Raw genomic sequence first — 15,730 nt, forward strand, 5'->3', positions numbered from 1 at the left:
TAGATTCCCTAAGCACTTTCTTACTTCACTGCCCCGTTGCTCATTCCTGAAATGATATGTTTTTGGAAGATGAGGTAGACAATGGTTATCGTTACAATTCCCACAATATAAGATGCAAAGCTTGGGCCATAGTCATTGAAGTACTGACCTTGATAGTTGTATTGGAAGAGAGGCAAAGTCCACATCTTGGAATCCTTATTCAGAATCAAAAGTGGCAACATAAAGTCATTCCAGAACCAGAGGGCATTGATAATCAAAGTTGTCGCATGCATGGGCTTCAACATTGGAAAAATGATTCGACGATAAGTTGTAAAACGATCAGCCCCATCAATTTCTGCAGCTTCATCTAAACTATCTGGTATACTGATTTTAATATAACCAACATACAAGAAGAGAGTCTGTGGAATAGCATAAGTTAAGTAGAGTATTACTAGCCCCCACATATTCGCTAGACCGAGTTTACTCATCATAACTGTGATGGGAATCATAATCACCTGAAATGGAACAAATATCCCTAAGATCAAGAGCGAATACATAATTGCAAAGGCTTTTTTCTTGGACATATTTCGAGCAATGGAATAAGCTGCAGCTGGTATAAAGAAAGCCACTACAATCAATGATAACACCGTAATAACTGCTGAATTCCAGAAATAGCCTCCAATTCCATCCGAAATCAATCGTTCATAATTACTCAACGTAAAAGGATTGGGCAAACTAAAGAAATGATTCATGATATCCTTAGTTGTCTTGAAAGAACTAAATACTGTTACCAACAAAGGAACAAGTATAAGAATACCACCGACTATCAAGAGGACGTATTTCCAAAACTGATTCAATTTTTCTTCTTTTTTCATGTGTAGGACTCCTCTATTAGATTTCAAATTTCTTTGATAGCTTGATTTGGATAAGAGAAACAATTCCAATAATTAAGAATAAAATCAAGGCAATTGCATTCGCATATCCATATTGATTACTCTTGAAAGCATAGTTGTAGACTAAAAGTCCAAGAGACGTTGTAGCATTATTTGGACCACCACTCGTCAACGCAAAAATTTGGTCAAAGGCTGTCAAACCAGACTTAAGAGCCAAGATAAAAACCATTGAGATCGTTGGCAGTAAATAGGGCAATTCAATCTTCCAAAAAGTTTGTTTACTGGTTGCACCATCAATTGATGCTGCCTCTAAAATATCAGTTGGAATACTCTGAAGACCAGCAAGAAAGAGAATGATTGGCATAGCTACTCCTTGCCATAGAAGAACAAAAATAGTTGCCACTACCGCTCCGACAGGTGTCCCTAATAGACTCTCTTGTAAAAAACTAATTCCTAAAATTTTTCCAATCGTTGGAAGCCCATAGTTGAAGAATTGTTTAAAAATCAAGGAAACTGTCAAACCAGATAAAACAGCCGGGAAAAAGAACCAAGCTCTAAAGAAGGTCCGCCCCTTCATCTTAGAATTTTAAGGCTCGTGCCACAACCATCCCAATCGTAATCTCTCCAATAATCAATGCCAGAGTTAAAATCAAAGTAAAGGATATGGCTGTGAAGAATTTCCCATCAATCATCAGTAATTTGTAGTTATTTAAACCAACAAATTTATAATTATAGGTCAATCCAGTCCAGTTAGTCAAACTATAGAAAGCACCTTGTACCATTGGAAAGTAAAAGAAGATAGCTTGTAAAGCAAGCGGGATGAGCAAAAATGTCCAACCCCAGTATTTATTTAAAAATTTTCGAATAGCCATATCATCTTAACTCCTATTCTAGTCCAAATCTGCCTTCATTGGATTAAAGAAAGCATTGAGATTGTTTGCCATATTTTTCAGATTTTTATCCATCAGGTAACCTGCACTTAGATTAAAAAAGTCTTCTTCAGAGTTCCAGCGTTGGCCCAACCAAACATAATGTTTGTCCGTAAAAGCCAGTTTAGAAATAGCTGCAAGCGCTGAATCTTCTTTTTCCTGTATACCTTTCACCGCAACTGGTGATCCATCTATATCATAGTATGACTGCATAGCTTTTGGACTAGTCATATAGCTGATAAATTCTTCGGTTTCCTTAGGGTGTTTGGTAGTAGCTGAAGTTGATAATGCCATATCCCCTGCACCAACAGTGACTTCTTTTCCTACTTCTTCTCCAGGAAAGGCAAACATCCCCACCTCAAATTTTGGATCCTGTTGATTAATTGCGGCTAATGCCCATGATCCTTGTGGCATCATCAAGGCTTTTTCACTCGAAAATGCTACCACCGCATCATTATAAGAGGCACCACGCCAACCATCTTGAGCATTATCTGCTAATAAATCGAGTCGTTCTGCATCTGCTTTTAAAATAGCATCATCTGCAGAGATTGCGTTTGGTTTTGAAAAGCGAAGGTAGTTATTAGCCGCGTCTCCACTACCTGTAAGAGTAATGAGAGAAAGTTGGTGGTAACCATTTAGTGTCCAGCCTTCATTGCCTGCAACTGCAAACGGAGAATGCCCACTATCTTTTATCTTTTTAACAATCTCTTGAAACTCTTTAAAAGTCTTCGGTTCCTCAAGTCCTAATTCTTTAAACTTTGTTTTATTGTAATAAATTCCATAAAGGTTAGCCGTTAAAGGCACACTATAAACCTTGTTATTGATTGCATACTTTTCGGCATAGTCATTCTTGATGTTCTCAAGATAGGATTTTCCTGTCATATCTGCAAAATAACCTGCTTTTGCCCACTCCTGAAAATCCATATTTTGAGGATAGATATTAATAATATCTGGAACATCTCCTGATAAAATCCGAGTCTTCAGAACAATTCCAGCTGCGGGTACTGTAGTCAGCTTCACATCAATATTAGGGTGTTCCTTTTCAAAATCATCCACTATCCTTTGCAAGGTATCTGCCATCTCGGTCTTCTGGTTAAAAAACTCAATCGTTACCTTACCATCAGCTGGTTGATTGCTCTGACCACAAGCCACTAGACCTAGTAAACTTACCCCAGCTACTAAAAGAAAACCTGCTTTCTTATACCATTTCATTGGAATGCCTCCTTAATAAATTTATACGCTTTTAGTATAGTCTTTTGAATTTATACTGTCTACTCAAAAAATCTCCTGGCGATAAGGTAACAGTTAAACCTGCATACATGAGCTCTGCACCCGAGTAAACAATGTTTGTCCCTTCCAGCTCATAAAGCCCTTCCACCTCTAAGTCTTTCAGTTTCAAGGTGGTTTCCATTGTTTCCACAACTGATAGGACTCGGACGTAGGTTACAATCGTTTGATTTCCATAGTTAAATTGTACAGCTACTTCATTGGATGCAGCATCGGGATTAATTAACCTATACTGATTTCCCAACTGGACTACTGGTCGCAATTCTTTATACAAGTTCACCTGATTAGCGATCTCAGCTTTCTCCTCATCTGATAAACTTGTCAAATCAAGCTCATAACCCAGATTTCCCATCATGGCTACATGGCCACGTGTTTCTAACGGTGTCTTTCGTCCCATCTGGTGATTCGGTACTGCTGACACATGAGCCCCCATAGAAATGGTTGGATAGAGATAGGATGAACCGTATTGAATTGGTAAACGTGCAATGGCATCTGTATTATCACTAGCCCAGACTTGTGGGAAATAGCGCATCATACCAAGATCATTTCGTCCACCACCACCAGAGCAGGACTCAAAGAGAATATGGCTGTGCTTCTCTGTCAGATAAGAAACGAGTTCATAAAGTCCCAGCATGTACTGATGAGATTGCATCTGTGTCTCTAGATAAGTTAAGCCATTTCCTAGGTTAGTGATATTGCGGTTCATGTCCCATTTGATGTAGTCAATCTCATGATAAGATAGGAGTTCATCTAAGACATTTTTCAAGTATTCTACTACCTGAGGATTGGCAAGATTAAGTACTAATTGATTTCTAGAATAGGTATGCTCATAGCCAGGAACCTGAATGGCCCAGTCAGGATGTTTGCGATACAAATCGCTATCAACAGAAATCATCTCAGGTTCTAACCAAAGGCCAAACTGCAAACCTCTGTCATGGATAGCTGAAATCAAACTTTCTAGGCTTCCACCCAGTTTTTCCTCATTAACAACCCAATCACCTAAAGCACGATTATCATCAAAGCGATTTCCAAACCACCCATCATCTAATACAAAAAGTTCTATTCCAACTTTCTTAGCTTCATCAGCTAATTCTAACAGTTTTTCTCTCTGAAAGTCAAAGTAAGTAGCTTCCCAGTTATTGATTAGAATTGGACGTTCTTTTTTAGAAAATTTACTTGGCATAATGTGCTTAAGTACAAAATTCTGACTTTCATGACTGATACCGGTTAATCCCTTATCTGAATAGGTCACTAAAGCTACCGGTGTTTCAAAGTTTTCCTCAGGATCTAACTTCCAAGAAAAGTTTTCTGGATTAATGCCAATAGCCACCCGAACTTCATTCAGTTGATTTTTTTGGACAAAAGCTTCGAAGTTTCCACTGTACAGTAGTTGCAAAGCAAACACATTCCCAGCATCCTCTGTGGCTCCTTGATCACATAGTAGAAGAGCTGGTGTTTGAGCATGCCCAGAAGCTCCACGGTTCGAACTAATCGAAAAGATTCCTTGTTCTACCTGTTGACGTCGAACAGTCTTTTCACGAGCATAAGCTCCCTGTAAAGTCACTATTTCGTAAGCTGCAGCAGGAAAATCAGCCATGAGAGAAAAGTCCTTATGAATGACAACTTCCTGATTGCTATTATTCTCCAATTTGCTGTAACTAGCAATTGTCGCATCATTATCAAAAGCAGTATAATACAAAGTCAGACTAAGTTGAGCCTTAGAATCTTCTAAAATCAAGGCAAGAGTCTCTGTATCATCCATGCTGTGTGGAGAAGGTAAACCCTGTGGACCATTCTGACCTTTTAAAATCTTTGCTTCTACAAATCGAAAGTCTGTTACTTCAGTTGCATCATGTTGAATCTGTAAAGTTGGTTTTCTAAAGTCACCCAAACCATGTTGTCCCAAAATCTGACGTTGCGTATCCAAACTAAAGGTGCGATTAGTAGCTATGGGATTACCAGAAAAAGCATGATCGCGTTCGTAAACACTATTAGCCCCTCTATAGTTCTTAATAGTCTTTCCTAAATGTTTTAATAATAAGAATCCATCCCTATTTTCAATAATCAAACTTAAACCTTTACTCTCAACGTAAAATAGATTATTCTCTATCCAAATTCCCATAAATTGTACCTCATCTATTTCTTGATAAAATTTTAGCACATAAAAGCGCTTTCTAAAATAGAGAAATGTATACAAAGTATGGTAAAATGTTAGGTAGGAGGTGGCCCATGCTCGTTTTTTCAGAATACCAGACTGGAACAATTGATCTTTCTCTTAGCTTCTACGGTTATGAAGAATGCACGCCTAATTACTCTTTTGGCCCAGCTATTCGAGATACCTATGTACTACATTACATTACTAAAGGAAAAGGTCAATTCCATTATAAGGGGAAAATTGTTGATTTAAAGGCAGGAGATTTCTTTTTACTAAAACCAGATGAATTAACATTCTATAAAGCAGATAACCAGGATCCTTGGGCTTACTACTGGTTGGGGATCACTGGAGGGAGGGCACCTGACTACTTTGCTCTATCTCAAATTTCTGACCAATCCTACCTCATCCAGTCAAATAACTGTCATACACAAACAACTGCAAAACTCATCTCAGATATTGTCCGCTTTGCTCAGATTACAAAATCTAATGAATTGGCTCAACTCCACATCATGGGACAACTCCATGAACTAATGTTTCATCTAGGAACGATTGCTCCCAATCAGAAAAAAGAGAATATTTCATCAACTCACCAGCTCTATCTTGACTGCAAACGATTAATTGATAGTCACTATCCACAATCGCTTACCATTCAAGATTTAGCAAAAGAGCTATCGGTTCATAGAAGTTACTTAACTAGTGTGTTTAAAGAATTTCACCAACTCTCTCCAAAAGAGTATTTACTTTTCGTTCGAATGAAGCGTGCTCAACAGTTACTAGAACACACCAATGAAACGATCAAAGTCATTGCATATTCTGTGGGTTTTTCAGATCCACTACATTTCTCAAAAGCCTACAAGCAGTTTTTTCATAAAACACCTAGTCAAACTCGAAAAGAGTACTCTCATTCCCTCTTAGCTAGAAAGGAAAAGCAATGAAATCACACCAACTAGTCTACCAAATATTAGCTAGAGAAAACGACTATGTTAGCGGAGAAAAAATCGGAGAAGAACTGAATTTAAGCCGTACATCCATATGGAAAGCGATCCAACGTCTTCAACAAGAAGGCCTAGAAATTGACAGTATCAAAAATAGAGGCTACAAGCTTATTCAAGGCGATCTGATATTGCCTGATTTGATTCAGGAGAAAACCAACTTAAGCATTCTCTACAAGCCTGAAACAAAATCTACTCAAACAGATGCAAAAGAAGGTATTGAAGGTGGAAGCCTGGGAAATAGTCTCTATCTTTCCACATGTCAAACAGCAGGTCGTGGCCGCTTTCAGCGCCCTTACTACTCTCCTGCTCAGGGAGGTATTTATATGTCATTACATATTCAGCCAAATCTCACCTATGACCAGCTTCCTGCCTACACATTACTTACAGCAGGTGCCATTTACAAAGCCATTAAAAACCTCACCTTGATTGACGTGGGTATCAAATGGGTAAATGATATCTACTTTAAAAATAAAAAAATAGCAGGTATCCTCACCGAAGCTATGACGTCCGTGGAAACAGGCCTAGTAACAGACGTCATTATCGGCGTTGGAATCAACTTTGCCATCAGCGATTTTCCCAAAGAGATAAAAGAAAAAGCTGGAAGTCTCTTTACACCACCAGCTCCTATCACACGAAACGAACTAATCTCAGAAATTTGGCGTTGTTTCTACCAAACAGCACCCGAAGAACTACTCTATCTTTATAAAGAACACTCTCTTGTTCTAGGAAGAGAGGTCAGTTTTATCCAAGAACAGACTGAAAAAAAAGGAGTCACCAAGGACATCTCCGACAAAGGACAACTCCTTATCCAGCTTGATGACCAGACAGAAATCTGGCTCAATAGTGGTGAAATCTCACTCACTAGCTGGACTTAACAACGGCACTATATGCAACTAGCAACATATAGTGCTTTTTGAATGTAGAAAGCAACAGATATATAAATAGCTGGCTTCCTGTCAACAATTTACAGGTGGATAGCTTTTGAGGCATGCTTTTTATATGCCGTGCTATGTGCCAAAGAAACCCCATAGCAGTGATTTTCGTGTCCAAGCATGACCAATGGAAGTGCAAAAACTTTAACAGCATACAAAAGCAGCCAAAACATAAAGACTTCAGCTTTTATATTCACCAAATTTTTACTAAACATCTCGTACAAGAACCATGCATTTAAAGCCATATTGAAAAGACTCGCCAACGTTGCTGAGACTATATTGGTTTTCAATTTTGGATGATAACATTTAGTCACATATAAGGCCAATATTGAAATATTATAAAGGCAAATCGGCTGATAATTTTCTCTATAAATAACCAGCGTCTTACGATTATAGAACAGGAAACCATGAGGTCCACGATGATATTCATTTATCCAGACATGGCTAAGACCTCTAATCTCATCCCAAGCTATAAATAAATCAATTTTTCTTAGATAAATCCCAGTTTTATGGATTAAACACTTCCATTTGAACATGAAAGATAAAAGAAAAGTAAGGAGCAAAACCGCAACTGTAACAATCTTCAACTCCTCTTGCCCGATAGTCAAAGATAGGTTAAAAAAGCGAATTTGCGCTTTTTTTGCATCTAAGATCATTGAAATCACAGTTAGAAATACTACAAAGATAAATAGTATAAATCTATAAAAAATACTACGAAATTTTACTCCATTTTTCATCTCGATTATCCCCAGCCACTTAAAGTCCCTAACCTTAGTATACCACTAAATCTAGTCTATTTATGATTTTTTCTAGTATGAAAGTTACTGAAACAGCATTAGATAATAAAGCTCTATAATTCTGTAGTGAGTAAAACCACCATAGAGATTATGTAGCCTAGAAAAAAGTCCCAAAAGATCTATAATGAAAAGCGACCAAACCATCATTGGAAAGAATCTTATGGAACCATTACATTTTATCACAAACCTACTAGACGTTAAAGACCCTAACATCAAGAGTGTGGATATTTTCAATATGGATCCCCACAAGGAAATCACTGAAGAAATATGATTTTCAAAAAAAATCTAAAATCCCTTATCTAGAATGTGCGGGATACAAAATTCTAATTCGTCTAAGGAAACGGCGCTTCCGCTGTAAAGTCTGTAAAAAAATGGCTGTCGCAGAGACTCCCTTAGTCAAGAAAAACCACCAAATCGCTCAAAAATTAATCGAGAAAGTTCCTATGACGGTCATCGCTGAAAGCTTGGCTATCTCCACAGACCTGAAGAAACACTATAATCTCTATCAGCTCTTGCTTTTTAACTTTCAGAACAAGGAGGCAGAGAATTTTTTCGAACTCATTGAAAATAATCTCAAGCAGGTTCATCCTCTTTTTCAGACTGTCTTTAAAACCTTCCTCAAGGATAAAGAGAAGATTGTCAACGCCCTTCAGTTACCTTATTCCAACGCAAAATTGGAAGCGACTAATAATCTCATTAAACTCATCAAACGAAATGCCTTTGGTTTTCGGAACTTTGAAAACTCCAAAAAAAGGATTTTCATCGCTCCCAACATCAAAAAAGAAAGGACGAAATTCGTCCTTTCTCAATCTTAGCTTTTCTTCAACCCACTAGAGTTGATAAAGGTTCTCAAACTGTATCACGGAGAATGGGGGATTCGAACCCCCGCGCCAGTTACCCGACCTAACGATTTAGCAAACCGTCCTCTTCAGCCTCTTGAGTAATTCTCCAAAATATTTAATTAATAGGTATAAGTTGATTTAAGCTCCTACACTCGCTTTATAGCTCTCTGTATACGGAGAATGGGGGATTCGAACCCCCGCGCCAGTTACCCGACCTAACGATTTAGCAAACCGTCCTCTTCAGCCTCTTGAGTAATTCTCCTATTAATGGGCACGAGTGGACTCGAACCACCGACCTCACGCTTATCAGGCGTGCGCTCTAACCACCTGAGCTACGCGCCCAAGTTAAAAACTTGGTAATTTGAACAAAGTTCAAAGCGGGTGACGAGAATCGAACTCGCGACAACAGCTTGGAAGGCTGTAGTTTTACCACTAAACTACACCCGCATAACCATTATAAAATGGCGCGAGACGGAATCGAACCGCCGACACATGGAGCTTCAATCCATTGCTCTACCAACTGAGCTACCGAGCCAAATTGCGGGAGCAGGATTTGAACCTACGACCTTCGGGTTATGAGCCCGACGAGCTACCGAGCTGCTCCATCCCGCGTTAATAATAAAAAGGAGGATGTGGGATTCGAACCCACGCACGCTTTTACACGCCTGACGGTTTTCAAGACCGTTCCCTTCAGCCAGACTTGGGTAATCCTCCAAAATATACAATGGACCTTGTAGGACTTGAACCTACGACCACTCGGTTATGAGCCGAGAGCTCTAACCAGCTGAGCTAAAGGTCCAACAAGATCTTTATAGCGGCGAAGGGGATCGAACCCCCGACCTCCCGGGTATGAACCGGACGCTCTAGCCAGCTGAGCTACACCGCCATCAATCGGGAAGACAGGATTCGAACCTGCGACACCTTGGTCCCAAACCAAGTACTCTACCAAGCTGAGCTACTTCCCGAGTTAAATAGAAAAAATGCACCCTAGAGGATTCGAACCTCTAACCGCCTGATTCGTAGTCAGGTACTCTATCCAGTTGAGCTAAGGGTGCTCATTATTATATGCCGAGGACCGGGATCGAACCGGTACGATCGTTTCCAATCGCAGGATTTTAAGTCCTGTGCGTCTGCCAGTTCCGCCACCCCGGCCTCTCTAAGCGAACGACGGGATTCGAACCCGCGACCCCCACCTTGGCAAGGTGGTGTTCTACCACTGAACTACGTTCGCATCGACCTCTTCTAGTTTTAATGCCGGCTACATGACTTGAACACGCGACCCTCTGATTACAAATCAGATGCTCTACCAACTGAGCTAAGCCGGCAAATTTCTACTATGCGGGTTAAGGGACTTGAACCCCCACGCCGTTAAGCGCCAGATCCTAAATCTGGTGCGTCTGCCAATTCCGCCAAACCCGCAAATATGACCCGTACTGGGCTCGAACCAGTGACCCATTGATTAAAAGTCAATTGCTCTACCAACTGAGCTAACGAGTCTAAAATAACTTCCGTTATCTTACGGTCCCGACGGGAATCGAACCCGCGATCTTCGCCGTGACAGGGCGACGTGATAACCGCTACACTACGGGACCTATGGGAGTTAACGGGATCGAACCGCTGACCCTCTGCTTGTAAGGCAGATGCTCTCCCAGCTGAGCTAAACTCCCAAAAGCTAAGCGACTTCCATATCTCACAGGGGGCAACCCCCAACTACTTCCGGCGTTCTAGGGCTTAACTGCTGTGTTCGGCATGGGTACAGGTGTATCTCCTAGGCTATCGTCACTTAACTCTGAGTAATACCTACTCAAAATTGAATATCTATCAAATAATTAGAAAAACCATACGCTAAGTTTTCTCAGTTACTTTGGATAAGTCCTCGAGCTATTAGTATTAGTCCGCTACATGTGTCACCACACTTCCACTTCTAACCTATCTACCTGATCATCTCTCAGGGCTCTTACTGATATAAAATCATGGGAAATCTCATCTTGAGGTGGGTTTCACACTTAGATGCTTTCAGCGTTTATCCCTTCCCTACATAGCTACCCAGCGATGCCTTTGGCAAGACAACTGGTACACCAGCGGTAAGTCCACTCTGGTCCTCTCGTACTAGGAGCAGATCCTCTCAAATTTCCTACGCCCGCGACGGATAGGGACCGAACTGTCTCACGACGTTCTGAACCCAGCTCGCGTGCCGCTTTAATGGGCGAACAGCCCAACCCTTGGGACCGACTACAGCCCCAGGATGCGACGAGCCGACATCGAGGTGCCAAACCTCCCCGTCGATGTGAACTCTTGGGGGAGATAAGCCTGTTATCCCCAGGGTAGCTTTTATCCGTTGAGCGATGGCCCTTCCATGCGGAACCACCGGATCACTAAGCCCGACTTTCGTCCCTGCTCGAGTTGTAGCTCTCGCAGTCAAGCTCCCTTATACCTTTACACTCTGCGAATGATTTCCAACCATTCTGAGGGAACCTTTGGGCGCCTCCGTTACCTTTTAGGAGGCGACCGCCCCAGTCAAACTGCCCGTCAGACACTGTCTCCGATAGGGATAACCTATCCGGGTTAGAGTGGCCATAACACAAGGGTAGTATCCCAACAACGTCTCCTTCGAAACTGGCGTCCCGATCTCATAGACTCCTACCTATCCTGTACATGTGGTACAGACACTCAATATCAAACTGCAGTAAAGCTCCATGGGGTCTTTCCGTCCTGTCGCGGGTAACCTGCATCTTCACAGGTACTAAAATTTCACCGAGTCTCTCGTTGAGACAGTGCCCAAATCATTACGCCTTTCGTGCGGGTCGGAACTTACCCGACAAGGAATTTCGCTACCTTAGGACCGTTATAGTTACGGCCGCCGTTTACTGGGGCTTCAATTCATACCTTCGAGTTACCTCTAAGCACTCCTCTTAACCTTCCAGCACCGGGCAGGCGTCACCCCCTATACATCATCTTACGATTTAGCAGAGAGCTGTGTTTTTGATAAACAGTTGCTTGGGCCTATTCACTGCGGCTGACTTAAAGTCAGCACCCCTTCTCCCGAAGTTACGGGGTCATTTTGCCGAGTTCCTTAACGAGAGTTCTCTCGCTCACCTGAGGCTACTCGCCTCGACTACCTGTGTCGGTTTGCGGTACGGGTAGAGTATGTTTAACGCTAGAAGCTTTTCTTGGCAGTGTGACGTCACTAACTTCGCTACTAAACTTCGCTCCCCATCACAGCTCAATGTTATAGAACTAAGCATTTGACTCAATTCACACCTCACTGCTTAGACAGACACTTCCATTCGTCTGCTTTAGTTAGCCTACTGCGTCCCTCCATCACTACATACTCTAGTACAGGAATATCAACCTGTTGTCCATCGGATACACCTTTCGGTCTCTCCTTAGGTCCCGACTAACCCAGGGCGGACGAGCCTTCCCCTGGAAACCTTAGTCTTACGGTGGACAGGATTCTCACCTGTCTTTCGCTACTCATACCGGCATTCTCACTTCTATGCGTTCCAGCACTCCTCACGGTATACCTTCATCACACATAGAACGCTCTCCTACCATACCTATAAAGGTATCCACAGCTTCGGTAAATTGTTTTAGCCCCGGTACATTTTCGGCGCAGGGTCACTCGACTAGTGAGCTATTACGCACTCTTTGAATGAATAGCTGCTTCTAAGCTAACATCCTAGTTGTCTGTGCAACCCCACATCCTTTTCCACTTAACAATTATTTTGGGACCTTAGCTGGTGGTCTGGGCTGTTTCCCTTTCGACTACGGATCTTAGCACTCGCAGTCTGACTGCCGACCATAATTCATTGGCATTCGGAGTTTATCTGAGATTGGTAATCCGGGATGGACCCCTCACCCAAACAGTGCTCTACCTCCAAGAATCTTTATGTCGACGCTAGCCCTAAAGCTATTTCGGAGAGAACCAGCTATCTCCAAGTTCGTTTGGAATTTCTCCGCTACCCACAAGTCATCCAAGCACTTTTCAACGTGCCCTGGTTCGGTCCTCCAGTGCGTCTTACCGCACCTTCAACCTGCTCATGGGTAGGTCACATGGTTTCGGGTCTACGACATGATACTAATGCGCCCTATTCAGACTCGGTTTCCCTGTGGCTCCGTCTCTTCAACTTAACCTCGCATCATATCGTAACTCGCCGGTTCATTCTACAAAAGGCACGCTCTCACCCATTAACGGGCTCGAACTTGTTGTAGGCACACGGTTTCAGGTTCTATTTCACTCCCCTCCCGGGGTGCTTTTCACCTTTCCCTCACGGTACTGGTTCACTATCGGTCACTAGGGAGTATTTAGGGTTGGGAGATGGTCCTCCCAGATTCCGACGGGATTTCTCGTGTCCCGCCGTACTCAGGATACTGCTAGGTACAAAGACTATTTTAAATACGAGGCTGTTACTCTCTTTGGCTGATCTTCCCAAATCATTCTTCTATAATCTTTGAGTCCACATTGCAGTCCTACAACCCCGAAGAGTAAACTCTTCGGTTTGCCCTCCTGCCGTTTCGCTCGCCGCTACTAAGGCAATCGCTTTTGCTTTCTCTTCCTGCAGCTACTTAGATGTTTCAGTTCACTGCGTCTTCCTCCTCACACCCTTAACAGATGCGGGTAACAGGTAGTACCTGTTGGGTTCCCCCATTCGGAAATCCCTGGATCATCGCTTACTTACAGCTACCCAAGGCATATCGTCGTTTGTCACGTCCTTCTTCGGCTCCTAGTGCCAAGGCATCCACCGTGCGCCCTTATTAACTTAACCTTATTTTCTGACCTTTCAGTCAGTAACTCTTTTAATACTACAGCGTTTCGGTTTATTTTCTTGTTACTATTTGATATAGATATTCAATTTTCAATGTGCATTACTTGGTGATCTCTCACCAATGGAGCCTAGCGGGATCGAACCGCTGACCTCCTGCGTGCAAAGCAGGCGCTCTCCCAGCTGAGCTAAGGCCCCACAAGACCTCTCAAGACTAAACAAGACCAATGCGCAGTTCCTTATCCTTAGAAAGGAGGTGATCCAGCCGCACCTTCCGATACGGCTACCTTGTTACGACTTCACCCCAATCATCTATCCCACCTTAGGCGGCTGGCTCCTTACGGTTACCTCACCGACTTCGGGTGTTACAAACTCTCGTGGTGTGACGGGCGGTGTGTACAAGGCCCGGGAACGTATTCACCGCGGCGTGCTGATCCGCGATTACTAGCGATTCCGACTTCATGTAGGCGAGTTGCAGCCTACAATCCGAACTGAGACTGGCTTTAAGAGATTAGCTTGCCGTCACCGGCTTGCGACTCGTTGTACCAGCCATTGTAGCACGTGTGTAGCCCAGGTCATAAGGGGCATGATGATTTGACGTCATCCCCACCTTCCTCCGGTTTATTACCGGCAGTCTCGCTAGAGTGCCCAACTGAATGATGGCAACTAACAATAGGGGTTGCGCTCGTTGCGGGACTTAACCCAACATCTCACGACACGAGCTGACGACAACCATGCACCACCTGTCACCTCTGTCCCGAAGGAAAACTCTATCTCTAGAGCGGTCAGAGGGATGTCAAGACCTGGTAAGGTTCTTCGCGTTGCTTCGAATTAAACCACATGCTCCACCGCTTGTGCGGGCCCCCGTCAATTCCTTTGAGTTTCAACCTTGCGGTCGTACTCCCCAGGCGGAGTGCTTAATGCGTTAGCTGCGGCACTAAACCCCGGAAAGGGTCTAACACCTAGCACTCATCGTTTACGGCGTGGACTACCAGGGTATCTAATCCTGTTTGCTCCCCACGCTTTCGAGCCTCAGCGTCAGTTACAAGCCAGAGAGCCGCTTTCGCCACCGGTGTTCCTCCATATATCTACGCATTTCACCGCTACACATGGAATTCCACTCTCCCCTCTTGCACTCAAGTTAAACAGTTTCCAAAGCGTACTATGGTTAAGCCACAGCCTTTAACTTCAGACTTATCTAACCGCCTGCGCTCGCTTTACGCCCAATAAATCCGGACAACGCTCGGGACCTACGTATTACCGCGGCTGCTGGCACGTAGTTAGCCGTCCCTTTCTGGTAAGATACCGTCACAGTGTGAACTTTCCACTCTCACACTCGTTCTTCTCTTACAACAGAGCTTTACGATCCGAAAACCTTCTTCACTCACGCGGCGTTGCTCGGTCAGACTTCCGTCCATTGCCGAAGATTCCCTACTGCTGCCTCCCGTAGGAGTCTGGGCCGTGTCTCAGTCCCAGTGTGGCCGATCACCCTCTCAGGTCGGCTATGTATCGTCGCCTTGGTGAGCCGTTACCTCACCAACTAGCTAATACAACGCAGGTCCATCTGGTAGTGATGCAATTGCACCTTTCAAACAGTTATCATGCAATAACTGCTATTATGCGGTATTAGCTATCGTTTCCAATAGTTATCCCCCGCTACCAGGCAGGTTACCTACGCGTTACTCACCCGTTCGCAACTCATCCAGAGAAGCAAGCTCCTCCTTCAGCGTTCTACTTGCATGTATTAGGCACGCCGCCAGCGTTCGTCCTGAGCCAGGATCAAACTCTCATTAAAAGTTTGAGTTCTCACTCATTTCTGTCACTGACAGATTTATTGTTTTTTTCATTGTTCAGTACTATAACCTCAGTTATAGTGCCCTGCACATTGGTTCGTCTTGTTCAGTTTTCAAAGGTCTTTGTCACTCAATCTCTCAAGCGACAACTATATTAGTATATCACAGCTGTTGACCTATGTCAACACTTTTTTGAAACTTTTTTTACTTTTTTCGTCCCTGCGATACACACATAGTCCGTACGGGATTCGAACCCGTGTTACCGCCGTGAAAAGGCGGTGTCTTAACCCCTTGACCAACGGACCTTGAGTTTTTCAACTCTTTCTATTATACCTACTTTTTCCTCTTTGTCAAGAACTTTTTTC

The 15,730-nt window shown here is 43.0% G+C and carries 6 protein-coding genes, 20 tRNA genes, 3 rRNA genes and 2 pseudogenes; 3 read left to right on the forward strand and 28 right to left on the reverse strand.

All coding sequences use genetic code 11. The features are described from left to right. Positions 1 to 20: 20 nt before the first annotated feature. The 4 genes and pseudogenes from ACVBD2_RS08445 to ACVBD2_RS08460 form a co-directional block, all read right to left on the reverse strand. Complete coding sequence (locus tag ACVBD2_RS08445; RefSeq protein ID WP_000711267.1) at positions 21 to 854, reverse strand: carbohydrate ABC transporter permease; 834 nt, start codon at positions 852 to 854, stop codon at positions 21 to 23. Positions 855 to 870: 16 nt separating this feature from the next. Continuing rightward, positions 871 to 1,744: pseudogene (locus tag ACVBD2_RS08450) on the reverse strand (carbohydrate ABC transporter permease). An 18-nt stretch (positions 1,745 to 1,762) separates the two neighbouring features. Continuing rightward, positions 1,763 to 3,013, reverse strand: a complete 1,251-nt coding sequence (locus ACVBD2_RS08455; RefSeq protein ID WP_000872428.1) for an extracellular solute-binding protein — start codon at positions 3,011 to 3,013, stop codon at positions 1,763 to 1,765. Positions 3,014 to 3,044: 31 nt separating this feature from the next. Beyond that, a complete protein-coding gene (locus ACVBD2_RS08460) occupies positions 3,045 to 5,210 on the reverse strand; it encodes an alpha-galactosidase (protein ID WP_461685613.1) in 2,166 nt (721 codons plus the stop codon). Positions 5,211 to 5,317: 107 nt separating this feature from the next. On the opposite strand from ACVBD2_RS08460, the gene ACVBD2_RS08465 reads away from it, so the two are divergent. Together ACVBD2_RS08465 and birA are read left to right on the forward strand one after the other, a co-directional pair. Next, entirely contained in the window at positions 5,318 to 6,178 is an 861-nt protein-coding gene (locus ACVBD2_RS08465) for an AraC family transcriptional regulator (RefSeq protein WP_461685614.1), read from the forward strand. Further along, positions 6,175 to 7,113, forward strand: a complete 939-nt coding sequence (gene birA, locus ACVBD2_RS08470) for a bifunctional biotin--[acetyl-CoA-carboxylase] ligase/biotin operon repressor BirA (protein ID WP_461685615.1) — start codon at positions 6,175 to 6,177, stop codon at positions 7,111 to 7,113. The genes ACVBD2_RS08465 and birA overlap by 4 nt, the downstream gene beginning before the upstream one ends. Before the next feature lie 89 nt (positions 7,114 to 7,202). On the opposite strand, the gene ACVBD2_RS08475 is transcribed toward birA, so the two are convergent. Next, complete coding sequence (locus tag ACVBD2_RS08475) at positions 7,203 to 7,907, reverse strand: hypothetical protein (RefSeq protein ID WP_132972496.1); 705 nt, start codon at positions 7,905 to 7,907, stop codon at positions 7,203 to 7,205. Positions 7,908 to 8,127: 220 nt separating this feature from the next. Between ACVBD2_RS08475 and ACVBD2_RS08480 the strand changes: the two are divergent. Further along, positions 8,128 to 8,782: pseudogene (locus tag ACVBD2_RS08480) on the forward strand (transposase family protein). Positions 8,783 to 8,829: 47 nt separating this feature from the next. On the opposite strand, the gene ACVBD2_RS08485 reads toward ACVBD2_RS08480, so the two are convergent. The 23 genes from ACVBD2_RS08485 to ACVBD2_RS08595 form a co-directional block, all read right to left on the reverse strand. Further along, a tRNA-Ser gene (locus tag ACVBD2_RS08485) sits at positions 8,830 to 8,917 on the reverse strand. 66 nt (positions 8,918 to 8,983) lie between these two features. After that, positions 8,984 to 9,071, reverse strand: a tRNA-Ser gene (locus ACVBD2_RS08490). Positions 9,072 to 9,077: 6 nt separating this feature from the next. After that, positions 9,078 to 9,151 (reverse strand) — tRNA-Ile (locus tag ACVBD2_RS08495). A gap of 34 nt (positions 9,152 to 9,185) precedes the next feature. After that, a tRNA-Gly gene (locus ACVBD2_RS08500) sits at positions 9,186 to 9,256 on the reverse strand. A gap of 15 nt (positions 9,257 to 9,271) precedes the next feature. Beyond that, a tRNA-Phe gene (locus tag ACVBD2_RS08505) sits at positions 9,272 to 9,344 on the reverse strand. A gap of 3 nt (positions 9,345 to 9,347) precedes the next feature. Next, positions 9,348 to 9,421, reverse strand: a tRNA-Met gene (locus ACVBD2_RS08510). 12 nt (positions 9,422 to 9,433) lie between these two features. Then, a tRNA-Ser gene (locus ACVBD2_RS08515) sits at positions 9,434 to 9,523 on the reverse strand. Positions 9,524 to 9,534: 11 nt separating this feature from the next. Then, positions 9,535 to 9,608: transfer RNA gene (locus ACVBD2_RS08520), tRNA-Ile, on the reverse strand. Positions 9,609 to 9,621: 13 nt separating this feature from the next. Next, a tRNA-Met gene (locus ACVBD2_RS08525) sits at positions 9,622 to 9,695 on the reverse strand. Between the two features lie 5 nt (positions 9,696 to 9,700). Further along, a tRNA-Pro gene (locus tag ACVBD2_RS08530) sits at positions 9,701 to 9,774 on the reverse strand. A gap of 16 nt (positions 9,775 to 9,790) precedes the next feature. Then, positions 9,791 to 9,864 (reverse strand) — tRNA-Arg (locus tag ACVBD2_RS08535). 11 nt (positions 9,865 to 9,875) lie between these two features. Continuing rightward, positions 9,876 to 9,961: transfer RNA gene (locus ACVBD2_RS08540), tRNA-Leu, on the reverse strand. Between the two features lie 7 nt (positions 9,962 to 9,968). Next, positions 9,969 to 10,040: transfer RNA gene (locus ACVBD2_RS08545), tRNA-Gly, on the reverse strand. A gap of 21 nt (positions 10,041 to 10,061) precedes the next feature. Continuing rightward, positions 10,062 to 10,134: transfer RNA gene (locus ACVBD2_RS08550), tRNA-Thr, on the reverse strand. A 12-nt stretch (positions 10,135 to 10,146) separates the two neighbouring features. Beyond that, positions 10,147 to 10,228: transfer RNA gene (locus ACVBD2_RS08555), tRNA-Leu, on the reverse strand. Between the two features lie 5 nt (positions 10,229 to 10,233). Then, a tRNA-Lys gene (locus tag ACVBD2_RS08560) sits at positions 10,234 to 10,306 on the reverse strand. A gap of 22 nt (positions 10,307 to 10,328) precedes the next feature. Continuing rightward, a tRNA-Asp gene (locus tag ACVBD2_RS08565) sits at positions 10,329 to 10,401 on the reverse strand. A 2-nt stretch (positions 10,402 to 10,403) separates the two neighbouring features. After that, positions 10,404 to 10,476: transfer RNA gene (locus ACVBD2_RS08570), tRNA-Val, on the reverse strand. A 4-nt stretch (positions 10,477 to 10,480) separates the two neighbouring features. Beyond that, positions 10,481 to 10,596, reverse strand: a 5S ribosomal RNA gene (gene rrf, locus ACVBD2_RS08575). A gap of 77 nt (positions 10,597 to 10,673) precedes the next feature. After that, positions 10,674 to 13,575 (reverse strand): 23S ribosomal RNA (locus tag ACVBD2_RS08580). Between the two features lie 122 nt (positions 13,576 to 13,697). Then, positions 13,698 to 13,770 (reverse strand) — tRNA-Ala (locus ACVBD2_RS08585). Positions 13,771 to 13,821: 51 nt separating this feature from the next. Beyond that, positions 13,822 to 15,367: ribosomal RNA gene (locus ACVBD2_RS08590) — 16S ribosomal RNA — on the reverse strand. Together the 16S, 23S and 5S rRNA genes with 20 tRNA genes alongside form the textbook arrangement of a ribosomal RNA operon. Positions 15,368 to 15,598: 231 nt before the next feature. Further along, positions 15,599 to 15,670 (reverse strand) — tRNA-Glu (locus tag ACVBD2_RS08595). Positions 15,671 to 15,730 lie beyond the last annotated feature (60 nt).

This window comes from Streptococcus sp. KHUD_018, from assembly GCF_054861215.1.